We start from the raw sequence: 15,429 nt of genomic DNA, 5'->3' as shown, positions 1-15,429 counted from the left end.
CGCGTGATCATCTCGTCGCCGGGCGATTACCGAGAGGCGGCGCGGCGCAAGCTGCCGCCTTTCCTGTTTCACTACATCGACGGCGGCGCCTACGCCGAACAGACCCTGCGCCGCAACGTCGAGGACTGGCAGGCCATCGCGCTGCGCCAGCGCGTGCTGCAGGACATGACCAGCCTCAGTCTGGAAACCCGGCTGTTCGACGAGACATTGCGCCTGCCCATCATCCTGGCGCCCGTCGGTTTGACCGGCATGTACGCCCGGCGCGGCGAGGTTCAGGCGGCCAGGGCGGCGGCCTCACGCGGCGTGCCCTTCACCCTATCCACCGTCTCGGTATGTCCGATCGAGGAGGTGGCGCCGGCCATCGACCGGCCTATGTGGTTTCAGCTTTATGTGCTGCGCGACCGGGGCTTCATGAGGAATGCGCTGGAGCGGGCCAGGGCGGCGGGGGTGAAGACTCTGGTCTTCACCGTCGACATGCCGACCCCCGGCGCGCGCTATCGCGACGCCCATTCGGGCATGAGCGGCCCCAATGCCGAGATCCGCCGCATGGTCCAGGCCATGACCCATCCGATGTGGGCCTGGGATGTGGGGTTGAACGGCCGGCCGCACGACCTGGGCAATGTCTCGGCCTATCTGGGCAAGCCGACGGGCCTGGCCGACTATATCGGCTGGCTGGCCAACAACTTCGATCCGTCGATCTCGTGGAAGGACTTGCAGTGGATCCGCGACTTCTGGGACGGGCCGATGATCATCAAGGGTATACTGGACGCTCAGGACGCGCGTAACGCGGTCAGCTTCGGCGCCGACGGCATCGTGGTGTCGAACCACGGCGGGCGTCAGTTAGATGGTGTGCTGTCGTCCGCCCGCGCCCTGCCGGCCATCGCCGAGGCTGTGAAGGGCGATCTGAAGATCCTGGTCGATTCCGGCATTCGCAACGGGCTGGACGTGGTGCGCGCCATCGCCCTGGGCGCCGACGCCGTCATGCTGGGCCGGGCCTTCGTCTATGCCTTGGCGGCGGGCGGTGAGGCCGGCGTGGGCAATCTACTCGATCTGTTCGAGAAGGAGATGCGGGTGGCCATGACGTTGACCGGCGTGAAGTCGGTGGGGGACATCAACGGAACGTCTCTGGCGAGTTGATGGGAGATAGCTGGGCAACGGCAGCGCGCCCGTGCATATCTCGCCGACGATGACCAATACTGTGATTGCGCCGGCGACGAAGGGGCGCAGTCGTGCATCCACCAGACTTTGGGCCGCCGATCGAAGATGTCGCGGAGCGTCCACGGCGACCCGATAAGATGCCAATTCATTTCTACGGGAACCGTTGAGGCCATGATCGGCTTTCAAGCATAAGCTTGAGGGGGGCGTATGGCAGCCGAAGGTGCGATTATAAGGGCGGGGGGGATGTGGACGCCCTATTGCGGCGTCGCCCCTGACTTCGGCGAGTGGCGGTGGAATCTGGATCCGGTGTTGCTGGTGGTTCTGGCCGTCGCCACGGGTCTGATTGCGCTGCGGCTCGAAGGGCGGCGACGCGTCTTTGGTCTGGCGGCGATGGCGGTGCTGGCGGTGGGGTTCGTCTCGCCCTTGTGCGCTTTGAGTTCGGCGCTGTTCTCGGCGCGGACGGTGCATCACGTCTTGCTGGTCGGCGTGGCCGCGCCTCTGCTGGCCGGCGCCTTGCCGGTCAGGCGATATGGGTCGCTGTTGCTGGCGACGGCGGTTCAGGCGGTCATTTTCTGGGCCTGGCATGCGCCAGGGGCCTATTTCGCCGCCCTGTCAAATGACGGCGCCTATTGGGTGATGCAGATCAGTCTGCTTGCCAGCGCAGTCTGGTTCTGGGCCTGCGCGCGGGCGACCACGGCGCCGGCGGCGGTCGTGGCGCTTCTGGCGGCCATGTTGGCGATGGGGCTGCTGGGAGCGGTGCTGACCTTTGCGGGGCAGGCCGTCTATGCGCCGCATGCCTACACCACCCTGGCTTGGGGCATGACGCCGCTGGAGGACCAGCAGGCGGCCGGGCTGATCATGTGGGCGCCGGCAGCGGCGCTGTATCTGTTCGCGGCGCTTTGGCGGCTGGGTCAAATGATCGGGCCTGATGTCGAGGCGCGGGCGGCGTGATCGAGAAGCTATTTACGCAACTGCTCGCATGGGCGGCGGGGCACCATGACGAGGGGCGGTATTCGCCTGTCGGCATCCTGTTTCACTGGGTCATGGCGGCCCTTGTGATCTTCCAGCTCGGCTGGGGCTGGTGGATGGGGCGTCAACCCGCGGGCGGGGCGATGATGGCGGCCTATGACCTGCATTTCGCAGTCGGGGTGCTGATGCTGATCCTGGTGATCGGGCGGCTGTCGTGGCGGTTGTTGGCGCCCAATCTGATCAATGATGCGGACAAGCCGGGGTGGGAGAGCATGGCCGCCCATGTGACCCACTATGTCTTCTACATCTGCCTGTTCGGCTTGCCGCTGTCGGGCTGGGCGATGATCTCGGCGACGGATCGGACGCGGCAGCTGGAGACGTTGGGTTTCATCAAATGGCCGCTGTTGCCGCTTCAGGACTTGTCGAACACTCAGCTATGGGCGATCGAGGCGGCGGCGGAATGGATGCACTGGGGCCTGGTCGTGACCCTGTTGCTGATGATCCCGATCCACGCGGGCGCGGCGCTCAAGCACCATCTGATCGATAGGGACGACGTGTTTCACGCGATGCTGCCGGTCGTGCCGCTGCGGCAACGGAAGCGGACCCGGTGGCAGCGGCGCTGGCGGGCGCTGGAGAAGCGGGTTGCGTCGACAGCCAGGACGCTATGGCGCGGGCTTCTGGGGCCGAAAGCGATTTGACGGCGGCGGCCATGACCCCGCGCGGATCGTTGCGGCGCGTGCCCGACTTCCAGCGGTGGATCTGTTCCAACGTATAGGCGGCGGGCTGGCCTGCGATCTGGGGATTGCCGCCCTGACCGGACCCTTGACCGTCCGCGCCATGGCAGGAGGCGCAGGCGACGATGCCGCGTGAAGCGTTGCCCTGGAGATAGATCGCGGGCGCGGGGGCCGCGGCCGGCACCTGGGTTTGTGGAACGGGCAGGGACGCATAATAGGCTGCGACCTCGCGCCGGCCCTGCTGGTCCAGCGCCTTGGAGATACGGGTCATGGCGTCATCGGGGCGCAGGCCTGAGGCGTAGTCTTCCATCTGTTTCTGCAGATAGCCGGCGTCGAGACCCGCCAGACGCGGGGCCGCCACGCCGTCTCCGCCGCCGTCCAGACCGTGGCAGGTGAAACAGGCGTTAGCCGCTCCGCCAGCCCCGCCGCTCATGGCGATCACCTGGCCGTTTGCGGCAAAAGCGCGATCCGTCTGGCCCGGCGTGGAATCGCAGGCGGACAGGCCGGTCAGCAGGAGTAGGGCGGAAAGGGTGGCGCGCACGGCTGTGCAACACCTGCTTATGGCGGAGGTTCCGCATTGGATTTCGACGGGGCTCCATGTCGCAGTCGGGAACCTCCGTCCGGCAAGGGGATTGGTCAGGCGAAGCTTTGGGGGGCGGATGGGTTTTAGGACGACGGGCGAGGCGATGGGACGGGTGACGGTCGGCGCGCTGGCGCTTGCCCTGTGCGCCTGCGTGGACAAGGCCGACCTGCCCCGGCCGGTGGTTCAGGCCGACGCGGCCGCAGGACTGGCGGTGATCGAGGAGGTCGGTTGCGCCGCCTGTCACAGGATTCCCGGCGTCGCCTGGCCCGAGGGACGGTCGGGCTCGAACTTGGCCGGTTTTGGCGCGCGGCCCCTGATCGCCGGGCGCCTGCCGAACCAGCCCGATGTCCTGATCCGCTGGCTGATCGACGCGCCGTCGATGGACCCCGGAACCGCCATGCCGCCCATGCCCCTGACGCAAGACCAAGCCCGCGACATCGCGGCCTATCTGTATACGCTCGATGAAGACTGAAGCTCCTCCCGGAATCGCTGGCTGGCCCCCGCCCGTGCTCGACCCGGCCGGACCGTTCGCCGGACCGATCCAGACCGTGGCCTGGGTGCTGTTCGTCATGGCGGCGGTGGTGATGGTCGTGGTTCTGGTCGCGCTTGGCGTCGCCCTGTTCGGGCCGCGCAAGTGGAAGCGGCGGGTCGGGGGCGAGCGGCTGATCTGGATTGCCGGCCTGGTGTTTCCGGTAGTCGTGCTGACGGGCCTGCTGATCTATGGGCTGACCACGACGGCGCGGGTCGCCGATGCGCCAAAGCCGGGCGAGATGCGGGTGCGCGTCACGGGCGAGATGTGGTGGTGGCGCGTCGCCTATCTGGACGGCCAGGGTCGCGAGATCGTCCAGGACGCCAACGAGGTTCACATCCCCGCCGGACAGCCGGTGGTGTTCGAGCTGGAAAGCGCCGACGTGATCCACAGCTTCTGGGTGCCGCGCCTGGGCGGCAAGACCGACATGATCCCCGGCCGTCGCAACTTCATGCGCCTTCAGGCCGATCAGCCTGGAACCTATGGCGGTCAGTGCGCGGAATATTGCGGCGGGCCGCACGCCCTGATGGGGCTGGTGGTTGTGGCCCATGCGCCGGAAGACTATGCGGCGTGGCTTGAGCGCCAGTCGCGGCCTGCCGCCGCCGTGCCGTCAGCCCAAGGACCGCTGGCGCTCATCGACCAGGGGCGCAACGTCTTCGCCGCCTCGGGCTGCGCCGCCTGCCACACCATTCGCGGGACCGAGGCGAACGGGTTGGCTGGCCCGGACCTGACCCATGTCGGATCGCGTCAGACGCTGGGCGCCGGCATCCTGCCGAACAATCAGGGGACGATGGCGGGCTGGATCTCCGACAGCCAGAGCCTGAAGCCGGGTAACCGGATGCCGTCCTATGCGGTCCTGTCGGGCCAGGACGTGCGCGCCGTCGCCGCCTATCTGGAAAGCCTGAAATGAGTTCGGAAACCGGGTTCGATCCCGAACTCTACAAACGCTTCCCCACGACCGAGCCCCGGCCCGAGGGCGAGCTGGAGCAGCTCGAAGAGGTCTGGTGCGGCCCGCGTCGTCCGTGGGAGTGGATCACCGCGATCAACAACAACTACATCGGCGTCTATTACGTCGGCGCGGCCATGCTGTTCTTCGTGCTGGCAGGCGTGCTGGCCCTGCTGATGCGGACCCAGCTGGCCCTTCCGATGACGGGCTTCCTGGCGCAGGAGACCTACAACCAGATCTTCACCATGCACGGCACGGTGATGATGTTCCTGTTCGCCGTCCCGGCGGTCGAGGCGCTGGGCGTACTGCTGTTGCCCCAGATGCTGGGCGCGCGCGACCTGCCGTTCCCGAGGCTCAGCGCCTACGCCTTCTGGGCCTATCTGGTCGGGGGGCTGTGCTTCTTCGCCTCGCTGTTCTTCGGCCTGGCGCCGAACGGCGGCTGGTTCATGTATCCGCCGCTGACCTCGACCACCTATTCGCCGGGTATCAACGCCGACTTCTGGCTGCTGGGCATCGGCTTCATCGAGATTTCGGCCATCGCCGGCGCCATCGAGATCATCGTCGGGGTGCTGAAGACCCGCGCGCCCGGCATGACGCTGGAAAAGCTGCCGATCTTCGCCTGGGCCATGCTGATCTTCGCCTGCATGATCATCATCGCCTTTCCGTCGATCATCCTGTCCACGCTTCTGCTGGAGCTGGAACGCGCCCTGGGCTGGCCCTTCTTCGATGCGGCCAAGGGCGGCGACCCCATGCTGTGGCAGCACCTGTTCTGGTTCTTCGGCCACCCCGAGGTCTACATCATCTTCCTGCCGGCGGCGGGGGCCATGTCGACCCTGATCCCGGCGGTCGCCCAGACCAAGCTGGTCGGCTATCGGCTGGTGGTGCTGGCCATGCTGGCGACGGGCTTCATCAGCTTCGGCGTCTGGGCCCACCACATGTTCACCACGGGCATGCCGCAGATCTCGATCAACTATTTCAGCGCCGCCTCCATGGCCGTCAGCGTTCCGGCGGGGGTGCAGGTCTTCGCCTGGATCGCCACCCTGGCGGCCGGAAAGATGCGGTTCAACACGCCCGGCCTGTTCGCGGTCGGCGGGCTGATGATCTTCGTCATGGGCGGGCTGACCGGGGTGATGGTCGCCATGGTCCCGTTCGACTGGCAGGCCCACGACAGCTATTTCATCGTCGCTCACCTGCACTATGTCCTGATCGGCGGGATGGTCTTCCCCCTTTTCGCGGCCATCTACTACTGGACCCCGATGTCCAGCAGCCGGCCGCTGAGCGAGCGGTGGGGCAAGTGGATCTTCTGGCTGATGTTCGTGGGCCACAACGTGACCTTCATGCCCATGCACCTGACCGGGCTGATGGGCATGCCGCGCCGGGTCTATACCTATCTGCCGGAGCGAGGCTGGGATCTGCCCAATATGATCTCGACCGTCGGCTCCTTCATGTTCGGCCTGGCGGTCCTGCTGTGGGTCGTCGACATGGTCCGCAACTTCCGTCCGTTCGGGAACAAGGACGCGGGCAATGTCTTCGGCGGGCCGGGGCTGGAGTGGCTGCCGTCCGGCAGGTATTCGCTGCGTTCTGTCCCGGTGATCAAGAGCCTGTATCCCGTCTGGGACCAGCCCGACTTGGCGCGAGACGTGGAGGCCGGCCGCTACTTCCTGCCCGGCGCGCCACGTGGCGAGCGCGAGACGATGATCACCAGTCCGATCAACGCCGAGCCGCAATATCTGCAACGCATGCCCCGGCCGTCCAGCTGGTATGTGTGGGGCGCGATCTTCACGGCGGGATTCTTCCTGATCCTGACGATCCAGGCCTATCTGGCGTCGGTCATCAGCGGCGTTCTGGCCATCTATTGCATCCTCAAATGGTGCTGGGGCCTGGATCGGCCCAGCGGCCCGGCGACGGTGGATGTGGGCGGCGGCGTGCGATTGCCGACCTATGTCTCCGGCCCCAGCAGTCATGGCTGGTGGGCCATGGTCATCACCCTGATCGTGTCGGGCATGGTCGCGATCATGGCCTGTTTCTCCTACGTCTTCTTGTGGAGCCGTCGGCCGGATCTGTGGCAGGCGCCGCCGGAGATCGGTTCGCTGCCGCTGACGCTGGGCCTGCTCGCAGCCGCCGGCGTCGGCGCCTGGGCGTCTCAAGGCGCACTGAAACTGGACCGGCCCCGCAGCGCCGGCATCGCCGCCGTCCTGATGCTGGCCGCGACCGTGGCGGCGGGCGGGGCCTTCGCGGCGGAGGCGTCCGCCTGGTGGAACTCGGGCCTGCGTCCCGACGCGTCCAGCCAGGGCGCGACCGTCTATGCGCTGTTGGCCTGGCAGGGGACGTTCGTCGGCATCTCGCTTCTGATGGGACCGTTCGTCTTGCTGCGCTGGCTCTGTGGTCTCGTGTCGTCCCGCTACCCGGCGACCTTTGAAGTGGTCGCCCTGTTCGTCGCCTTCACGGCGGTTCAGGGGGCGGCGACGACCCTGCTGATCCGCCTGTTCCCCGGTGTGGGCGCATGAGGTTCTGGCTGCTGATGCTGGGCGGCCTGCTGATCTGGGCCGCCCACTTTATGGGCCTTTACCTGCTGTCGAGCGCCAGCGACGTGGCCCGCGACGACGCCGGGGCGTGGAACGGAGCGGGGCTGGTCTTCAGCCTGATCTGTCTTTTGGTGATCGCCGGCCTTTGCTGGCGCTGCATCGTCTGGCTGCGAATGAAGCCCACGGACGAGACCCGCGCCTTCGGCCTTCGACTGGCGGTCGCAGGCGGACTGCTGGGCGGGATCGGCGTGGTGTTTCAGACCCTGGTGCTTCTGGCGCCAGTCTGAGCGACCGTCGGGCGGAAATGACGCGGCGCCGATATTCAAAGCGGGTGAACCATTTCCCGATCAGACGGTTAGCCAAGCTAGACTTCAGGAGAGGGCCGATATGAGCACCCACGGACTATCAGGCGCGGTCGTTCGACCGCTGCACGGCCTATTGCTGGCGTTTCCGATCGCCTTGTTCACCTTCGCCCTGTTCACCGACATCGCCTATCTGAAGACGGCCGAGATCCAGTGGACCAACTTCTCGGCCTGGCTGATCGCCGGCGCCCTGGTGTTCGGCGGCGTCGCCGGGATCTTTTCCATTGTCGATTTCGTTTTCGGCCGGTCGCGCCGCGCGCTGATCCATCTGGTCGCCCTGGCCCTGGCCTGGGTGCTGGGCTTGGTCAACGCCTTTAAGCACAGTCAGGACGCCTGGAGCTCGGTCGGCGCATTCGGCCTGATCCTGTCCGTCCTCTGCACAATCCTGGTCCTGGTCGCCGGCTGGACCGCCTATGCCGCGCGGGAGAGCGTCCGATGAACAAGAATATGCTCGCCGCCAGCGCCGCGACCCTCGCCATGGCCTTGACAGTCGCCTCGTGCGGCAACGCCAGCGATCCCAAGCTGAACCAGACCGGTGCCACGCCCGACCTGCCCCAGGTCAACGAAACCCTGGTCCCGGCGATGAAGATCAGCCCGCCCGCAAACTGGAACGGCGAGACGCCGACCGTGCCGGCAGGCTTCACCGTCAGCGCCTTCGCCACCGACCTGAAAATCCCCCGCCAGATGCTGGTGCTGCCGAACGGCGACGTCCTGATCGCCGAGGGACGCGGCGGCCACGCTCCGCCCTTGCGGCCCAAGGACGTGATCGCCGGCGTGATCAAGAAACAGGGCAACACCAAGATCAAAGGCGGCAACCGCATCACCCTGCTGCGCGACGCCAATAATGACGGCATCCCCGAACTGCGCACCGTCCTGGTCGAAAACCTGGATGCGCCCTACGGCCTGGCCTATGTCGATGGGTCTCTCTACGTCGCCGAACAGGGCGCGCTGGTCCGCTTCGCCTTCCAGCCGGGCCAGACCGGCATCGCGACGCCGGCCGAGCGGGTCACCGAACTGCCTTCGCGGATCAACCACCACTGGACCAAGGCCCTGACCGTCAGCGCCGACGGGACCAAGCTCTATGTCGGCATCGGCTCCAACTCCAACATCGGCGAACGCGGCATGGCCGTGGAAGAAGAGCGGGCCGTGGTCTGGGAGATCGACCGCGCGACCGGCGCCCGCCGGACCATCGCCACCGGAATTCGCAACCCGACCGCCCTGGCCATCGAGCCGACGACCAGCCTGTTGTGGTCGGTGGTCAACGAGCGCGACGAGCTGGGCCCGCAACTGGTGCCGGACTACCTGACCCAGGTGAAGGACGGCGCCTTCTATGGCTGGCCCTACAGCTATTGGGGTCAGAACCGCGATCCGCGCGTGATGCCGCAGAACCCGGAGATGGTCGCCAAGGCCATCGCGCCCGACTACGCCTTGGGCTCGCACGTCGCGGCGCTGGGCATCGACTTCGCCCGCAATGGCGGCTTCGGCGGCGCGTTCGCCAATGGTGCCTTCATCGGCATGCACGGCAGCTGGAACCGCCAGGATCCGTCCGGCTACAAGGTCGCCTGGGTGCCCTTCAACGGCGGTCGCCCGGCGGGCCCGCCGGTCGATTTCGCCACCGGCTTCCTGAAGAACGGCGAAGCGCGCGGCCGCCCGGTTGGCGTGGCCTTCGATCCGAACAAGCGCGTTCTGCTGGTAGCCGACGATCTGTCCAACACAGTCTGGCGCATCGCTCCGACACGCTGAACGAAAAGCGGCTCACCCAATCGTCTGGGTGAGCCGTCGGTTTCGAACGTCACCTGGACCTAGCGTCCAGACGAGTTTGAATGCGATGTCAGTATATCTTCGGGTGAGAGGCGTGTCTTCGAGCGACGCTGGGCTCAGGGCGTGAAGTCGATGGTGCGTTCGAATGGGGCATCCACCGCCCGACCGCGTTCTATGATCGGCGTCACTTCCGCGCCGTCCATCAGGGCCAGCGCCGCTTCACCAAAGCCGAGACCCGGACGCGTTTCTTCCAGAACGACACAGTCCGTGACATGGCCCGACGCCAGCGCCGTGCAGCGCAGGCGAACGCTGAACCGCTCGGTGGAGGCCTGTGGTGCAAAAGTCTGCTCCACAGCGGCCTTGGGCGCGGCGTACAAGGCCGCGTCCTTGAGCATGGGCGCAGTCGGAGCGCCCAAAAGCGTCGTGATCAGGGTCAGGCTAAGGGTCAGGGTCATAACGGGCCTCGTTCGCCCTCTATTAAGATTTGAGCCCGACCTCTGTTCCCTGAAAGCTGGAAAACCCGACACCCTGCGTCAGAAAAAACACACCGCTATCGCGTGGTGGGCTCAGAACGGTCTGAGGCTGGCCTGGCGGGCCTCGCACAAGGCCTTCAGCCATGTGCGAACCGTGCGCATGCGGGCTGTGTCGTGAACGTCCCTGTGGGTGGCCAGCCAGAACCGCCGCTCGATCAGGATGGACGGCAGGACGCGCACCAGACCTTCGGCCAGGAAGCAGGGCAGGACGCCGATGCCGCCGCCGCCCGCGATGATTTCCTTCTGGGCGCGGATCGAGGACGAGGCGACGTGAGGCGTCAGGCCGGGGCGCACCTCGTCGAGGTATCGTAGCTCGGGCGCATAGATCAGGTCGTCAATATAGCCGACGATGTCGAAGGCGGTCAGGTCGTCGATGGTCTGGGGCGCGCCGTGCTGCGCCAGATGGTCGGGCGAGGCGTAGAGGGCCAACTGATAGGGCGTCAGGGGCTCGACGATCAGGCGCGCGGCGTCGGGCGCGGCCAGGGTGATCGCCATGTCCACCTCGCGCCGGGTCGGCGACAGGAAGCCGGAGGTCGCCGCCAGTTCGATCCGCAGGCCGGGACTGGTGCGGCGCAAGGCGGGCAGGGCGGGGGCCACGATGCTGACGCCAAACCCTTCCGAGGCGCTGATGCGGACGACGCCGGCCAAGGTGTCGGCTTGGGTTACGCGAGCGGCGGCCTCCATCGCGCTTTCGGCCTCCAGTCCCATGTCGAGCAACTGGGCGCCCGCCGCCGTCAGCTGAAGCCCAGTGGTGGACCGGACGACGAGGGTGGATTTCAGCGTGCTTTCCAGCCGCGCCACACGTCGCCCGACGGTGGCCGCATCGACGCCAAGGCGCACGGCCGCGCCGCCCAGCGATCCCGCGCGCGCGGCGGCGATGAAGATGCGAAGGTCGTCCCAGTCGAACATCGCGAATGTTCCTGTCATGCAAAAACGCAGAAAGCTGGCTGCAACTTTGCATTATCGACACGCGCGCCGGGGTGATAGCCATAGGCGAACAAAAGAACGATCAGGGAGATCCGGCCATGCGCGACATCCGCCACTTCATCGACGGTGCGGCCTTCGACGGCGCGTCCGGGCGTTTCGCCGACGTGTTCGATCCCAACACGGGCGACGTTCAGGCGCGCGTGCAGCTCGCGACGACCGGCGAGGTCGATCGTGCGGTCCAGGCGGCGCAGAACGCTTTCGACGGCTGGGCCTCGACAAATCCCCAGCGCCGGGCCCGGGTCATGTTCGACTTCAAGCGCCTGGTCGAGGCGCGGATGAATGAGCTCGCCGAGCTGCTCAGCAGCGAACACGGCAAGGTCATCGCCGACTCCAAGGGCGACATCCAGCGCGGGCTTGAGGTGATCGAGTTCGCGTGCGGCATCCCCCACGCGCTGAAGGGCGAATATACGCAAGGCGCAGGCCCCGGCATCGACGTCTATTCGATGCGCCAGCCGCTGGGCGTGGTGGCGGGCATCACCCCGTTCAACTTCCCCGGCATGATCCCGATGTGGATGTTCGGCGTGGCCATCGCGGTCGGTAACACCTTCGTGCTGAAGCCGTCCGAGCGGGATCCGTCCCTGCCGGTGCGCTTGGCAGAGCTGATGCTGGAGGCCGGGGCGCCCAATGGGGTGCTGAACGTGGTGCATGGCGACAAGACGGCGGTGGACGCCATCCTGACCCATCCACTGGTTCATGCGGTCAGCTTCGTCGGTTCGTCCGACATCGCCCACTATGTCTATCAGACGGGCGCGGCGAACCATAAGCGGGTCCAGGCCATGGGCGGGGCCAAGAACCACGGCATCGTCCTGCCAGACGCGGACATGGACCAGGTGATCAAGGATCTGGCGGGCGCCGCCTATGGCTCGGCCGGCGAACGCTGCATGGCCCTGCCGGTGGTGGTCCCGGTCGGCAAAAAGACAGCCGACGAACTGCGCGAGCGAATGGTGGCGGAAATCCCGTCGATGCGCGTCGGCGTCTCGACCGACGCCGGCGCCCATTATGGCCCCGTCGTCACCGCCCAGCACCGCGACCGCGTCGCCGGCTGGATCGAAAAGGGTGTTCAGGAAGGCGCTGAACTGGTCGTCGATGGCCGCGACTTCAGCCTGCAAGGGCACGAGAAGGGCTATTTCATCGGCCCGTCGCTGTTCGACCATGTGAAGCCCGAGATGTCGTCCTATCAGGAGGAAATCTTCGGCCCCGTCCTGCAGATCGTGCGTGCCGAGACCTTCGAGGAGGCGCTGGCCCTGCCGTCGAACCACCAGTACGGCAACGGCGTCGCCATCTTCACCCAGAACGGCCGCGCGGCCCGCGATTTCGCCGCCCGCGTCAATGTCGGCATGGTCGGCATCAATGTGCCGATCCCGGTGCCGGTCGCCTATCACACCTTCGGCGGCTGGAAGCGCTCGGCCTTCGGCGACATCAACCAGCACGGCATGGAGGGCGTCCGCTTCTGGACCAAGACCAAGACCGTGACGGCCCGCTGGCCGGACAGCGCGCTGGAGCATTCGGACAGTTCGTTCGTCATTCCGACGATGCGCTGACCCCAAAACGCCGTCACCCTCGGGCTTGACCCGAGGGCCGGATTGTCCGCCGCTAATGCGACGACGGGGACTCACAATTCGCCCCCGCGTCTGATCCTCGGATCAAGTCCGAGGATGACGGAGCAGGTTTAGAGATCATGGATTTCGCCCTTACCGACGATCAGCGCGCCATACAGGACGCGGCGCGCGCCTTTGCCGAGGCCGAACTGGCTCCGCACTCGGCCCGCTGGGACGAGGAGAAACACTTCCCCGTCGCGGTGATGAAGCAGGCGGCCGAGATGGGCTTCTGCGGCATCTATACCGGCGAAGAATACGGTGGCATGGCCCTGGGCCGGGTCGAGGCGGCGCTGATCTTCGAGGAGCTGTCGCGCGGCGACGTGGCGACGGCGGCCTTCATCTCGATCCACAATATGGCGACCTGGATGATCGACCGGTTCGGCTCGGACGATCTGCGCGCGCGGTTCGTGCCGGATCTGGTCGGCATGGAGAAAATCGCCTCCTATTGTCTGACCGAGCCGGGGTCGGGATCGGACGCGGCGGCGCTGCGGACCACGGCCGTGCGTGACGGCGACCACTATGTGCTGAACGGGTCCAAGGCCTTCATCTCGGGTGCAGGGACAAGCGACCTCTATGTCGTCATGGTCCGTACGGGCGGGGACGGGGCCAAAGGCGTGTCCGCCATCGTCGTCGAGGCCGGGACGCCCGGCCTGTCGTTCGGGGCGCAGGAGCGCAAGATGGGCTGGAACGCCCAGCCGACCGCCATCGTCCAGTTCGACGACTGCCGCGTTCCGGTTGCCAATCTGCTGGGCGAAGAGGGAGCGGGTTTCCGCTACGCGATGGCCGGGCTGGACGGTGGGCGGCTGAACATCGCCGCCTGTTCGCTGGGCGGCGCGCGGCTGGCGCTGGAGACGGCTCAGGATTACGTGGCCACGCGCAAACAGTTCGGCCGTCCGATCGGCGAGTTCCAGGCGTTGCAGTTCCGTCTGGCGGACATGGCCACGGATCTGGAGGCGGCGCGGCTGATGGTGCTGCGCGGCGCCTGGGCCATCGACACCGACCACCCTGAAAAGACCAAATGGTGCGCCATGGCCAAGCGGCTGGCCACCGACGCCTGTTTCCAGATCGCCGATGAGGCCCTGCAACTGCACGGCGGCTATGGCTATCTGAAGGACTATCCGCTGGAGCGGATCGTCCGGGATTTGCGGGTTCACCGCATCCTGGAAGGGACCAACGAGATCATGCGCGTGATCATCGCGCGGGAGATGGCGCGGTAGGACAAAATCGGAGGTGAAAATGTTCGGCTGGGGTAAATCCAGAAGGTCGCCGCTTGGACTCCCATACCCATTGGTTTTTAAGGATGGGGCAGCGGCTATTGAATATGCGTCGGCCTACATGGTCTGTAAAATTCGCCCCGGTTCCGATTTGCCAGCCGTTGTTTTGGACCCATCCAAGTTGTTTGGTGCTTCGAAAAGTGTGCTGGAGCGTGACGACGGTATTCAGGTTGCGCTCATCCACGTTTGTGGCGACGGGGGAGGCTTCGAGACCATTGCGGAAACCTCCGCTCCGTACGGCCCCCGTCTCAAGCCAGGCGACATGGTTAGTTGGAGACCATTCTCCCTATCCAAAGAAATAGCAGACAAGATGGGTGACGAACGCAAAGGCTGGGTTGGCCTCATCATTGGTCAGCTTTCTCCAGAGCTGAATGGTGATGGATGGAAAGGCTTGGCGCTTTTTAGGAACGCTTTCGAATGATCGATAACTCCGAAATCATAGCCCTCATCGAAGCTGGCGTCGGTCGCATCACCCTGAACCGGCCCAAAGCGATCCATGCGCTGAACCGGTCAATGTGCGAGGCGATGATTGCGGCGCTTTTGGAGTGGCGCGAGGATGCGGCGGTGACCTCCGTCCTGATCGATCACGCAGGCGAGCGCGGCTTCTGCGCCGGCGGCGACATCCGCATGATCGCGGACAGTGGGGCGGGCGACGGCGTGGACGCCAAGGCCTTCTTCCTGGCCGAATACCGGCTGAACGCCCTGATGTTGGGCTATTCCAAGCCGATCACCGCCATCGTCGACGGCATCGTCATGGGCGGCGGGGTCGGGATTTCGGAACCGGCGGATGTCCGCATCGCCACCGAACGCACCACCTACGCCATGCCGGAGACGGGCATCGGCCTCTATCCCGAGGTCGGTGGCGGGTGGTTCCTGCCGCGTCTGCCGGGCCAGACCGGCGTCTGGATTGGGTTGACGGGCGCACGGCTGAAGGCGGCGGATACGGTGGCCTTGGGCATCCACACCCATTTCGTCCCGAGCGACGCCGTCGAGGCCTTGAAGGCCGATCTGCTGGCCGATCCCACCGATCCGGCTGCGGTCGCCGCCCGTCATGCGAAGGACGCCGGGCCTGCGCCTCTGACCGCCCATCGCGAGGCCATCGACCGGCTGTTCGCCTTCGATACGGTCGAGGAGATTTTTGCGGCGCTGGAGGCGGACGGGTCGGATTGGGCCCTGGCGCAATTGGCGACGCTGAAGACCAAGTCGCCGACCTCGCTGAAGGTCACGCTGCGCCACATCCGCGAGGGGGCGAAGGCCGTGTCGTTCAGCGACAACATGGCCGTCGAATACGCCGTCAGCGGCCGGATCGGCGCGACCCACGACTTCCAGGAAGGCGTGCGGGCCGTGATCGTGGACAAGCACAATGCCCCGAAATGGTCCCCGGCGGACCTGTCGGGCGTTACCGATGCGACGCTGGATGCGCTGTTCGCGCCCCTGCCGGACAATGACAAATGGACGCCGCTGGCCTGA

The 15,429-nt window shown here is 66.2% G+C and carries 15 protein-coding genes and 1 pseudogene; 13 read left to right on the top strand and 3 right to left on the bottom strand.

All coding sequences use genetic code 11. The annotated features are described in order from the left end of the window. The first annotated feature begins 3 nt into the window (after positions 1-3). From lldD to ACP7BH_RS05480, 3 genes are all read left to right on the top strand, one after another. Positions 4-1,137: an FMN-dependent L-lactate dehydrogenase LldD gene (gene lldD, locus ACP7BH_RS05490; protein ID WP_425983017.1), complete on the top strand. Its 1,134-nt coding sequence runs from the start codon at positions 4-6 to the stop codon at positions 1,135-1,137. Positions 1,138-1,401: 264 nt separating this feature from the next. Continuing rightward, entirely contained in the window at positions 1,402-2,109 is a 708-nt protein-coding gene (locus tag ACP7BH_RS05485; RefSeq protein WP_425983019.1) for a cytochrome c oxidase assembly protein, read from the top strand. Beyond that, positions 2,106-2,825, top strand: coding sequence for a cytochrome b (locus tag ACP7BH_RS05480; RefSeq protein WP_425983021.1), 720 nt, complete (start codon positions 2,106-2,108; stop codon positions 2,823-2,825). Before ACP7BH_RS05485 ends, ACP7BH_RS05480 begins: the two co-directional genes overlap by 4 nt. A 7-nt stretch (positions 2,826-2,832) precedes the next feature. On the opposite strand, the pseudogene ACP7BH_RS05475 reads toward ACP7BH_RS05480, so the two are convergent. Further along, positions 2,833-3,294: pseudogene (locus ACP7BH_RS05475) on the bottom strand (c-type cytochrome); the annotation flags it as partial. 226 nt (positions 3,295-3,520) lie between these two features. On the opposite strand from ACP7BH_RS05475, the gene ACP7BH_RS05470 reads away from it, so the two are divergent. From ACP7BH_RS05470 to ACP7BH_RS05445, 6 genes are all read left to right on the top strand, one after another. Further along, positions 3,521-3,916, top strand: a complete 396-nt coding sequence (locus tag ACP7BH_RS05470) for a c-type cytochrome (protein WP_425983023.1) — start codon at positions 3,521-3,523, stop codon at positions 3,914-3,916. Then, on the top strand, positions 3,906-4,883 hold the full coding sequence (coxB, locus tag ACP7BH_RS05465) for a cytochrome c oxidase subunit II (RefSeq protein WP_425983025.1): 978 nt from the start codon (positions 3,906-3,908) through the stop codon (positions 4,881-4,883). Before ACP7BH_RS05470 ends, coxB begins: the two co-directional genes overlap by 11 nt. Next, a complete protein-coding gene (ctaD, locus tag ACP7BH_RS05460; protein ID WP_425983027.1) occupies positions 4,880-7,426 on the top strand; it encodes a cytochrome c oxidase subunit I in 2,547 nt (848 codons plus the stop codon). Before coxB ends, ctaD begins: the two co-directional genes overlap by 4 nt. After that, positions 7,423-7,731 (top strand): hypothetical protein, encoded by a 309-nt coding sequence (locus ACP7BH_RS05455; RefSeq protein ID WP_425983029.1) that lies wholly within the window; start codon positions 7,423-7,425, stop codon positions 7,729-7,731. The genes ctaD and ACP7BH_RS05455 overlap by 4 nt, the downstream gene beginning before the upstream one ends. 100 nt (positions 7,732-7,831) lie before the next feature. Beyond that, positions 7,832-8,245 (top strand): DUF2231 domain-containing protein, encoded by a 414-nt coding sequence (locus tag ACP7BH_RS05450; protein ID WP_425983031.1) that lies wholly within the window; start codon positions 7,832-7,834, stop codon positions 8,243-8,245. An 8-nt stretch (positions 8,246-8,253) separates the two neighbouring features. Then, positions 8,254-9,549 carry a PQQ-dependent sugar dehydrogenase gene (locus ACP7BH_RS05445; protein WP_425984789.1) on the top strand — a complete coding sequence of 432 codons (1,296 nt, stop codon included), beginning with the start codon at positions 8,254-8,256 and terminating at the stop codon, positions 9,547-9,549. A 134-nt stretch (positions 9,550-9,683) separates the two neighbouring features. On the opposite strand, the gene ACP7BH_RS05440 is transcribed toward ACP7BH_RS05445, so the two are convergent. Both ACP7BH_RS05440 and ACP7BH_RS05435 read right to left on the bottom strand, forming a co-directional pair. Beyond that, complete coding sequence (locus tag ACP7BH_RS05440) at positions 9,684-10,022, bottom strand: energy transducer TonB family protein (RefSeq protein WP_425983033.1); 339 nt, start codon at positions 10,020-10,022, stop codon at positions 9,684-9,686. Positions 10,023-10,133: 111 nt separating this feature from the next. After that, on the bottom strand, positions 10,134-11,009 hold the full coding sequence (locus ACP7BH_RS05435; protein WP_425983034.1) for a LysR family transcriptional regulator: 876 nt from the start codon (positions 11,007-11,009) through the stop codon (positions 10,134-10,136). A gap of 116 nt (positions 11,010-11,125) precedes the next feature. On the opposite strand from ACP7BH_RS05435, the gene ACP7BH_RS05430 reads away from it, so the two are divergent. From ACP7BH_RS05430 to ACP7BH_RS05415, 4 genes are all read left to right on the top strand, one after another. After that, entirely contained in the window at positions 11,126-12,628 is a 1,503-nt protein-coding gene (locus tag ACP7BH_RS05430) for a CoA-acylating methylmalonate-semialdehyde dehydrogenase (RefSeq protein WP_425983036.1), read from the top strand. 137 nt (positions 12,629-12,765) lie between these two features. Next, the gene (locus ACP7BH_RS05425; RefSeq protein ID WP_425983038.1) at positions 12,766-13,902 is read left to right on the top strand and encodes an isobutyryl-CoA dehydrogenase; all 1,137 of its coding nucleotides are present in this window, start codon (positions 12,766-12,768) and stop codon (positions 13,900-13,902) included. A gap of 19 nt (positions 13,903-13,921) precedes the next feature. After that, a complete protein-coding gene (locus tag ACP7BH_RS05420; RefSeq protein ID WP_425983040.1) occupies positions 13,922-14,380 on the top strand; it encodes a hypothetical protein in 459 nt (152 codons plus the stop codon). Next, positions 14,377-15,429 carry an enoyl-CoA hydratase/isomerase family protein gene (locus tag ACP7BH_RS05415; protein ID WP_425983042.1) on the top strand — a complete coding sequence of 351 codons (1,053 nt, stop codon included), beginning with the start codon at positions 14,377-14,379 and terminating at the stop codon, positions 15,427-15,429. The genes ACP7BH_RS05420 and ACP7BH_RS05415 overlap by 4 nt, the downstream gene beginning before the upstream one ends.

The organism is Brevundimonas sp. TWP2-1, assembly GCF_049897645.1.
In the GTDB taxonomy this organism is placed as follows: domain Bacteria; phylum Pseudomonadota; class Alphaproteobacteria; order Caulobacterales; family Caulobacteraceae; genus Brevundimonas.
Note: the sequence above shows the minus strand (reverse complement) of the source record. Positions and strands in the feature narration are given on the sequence as shown.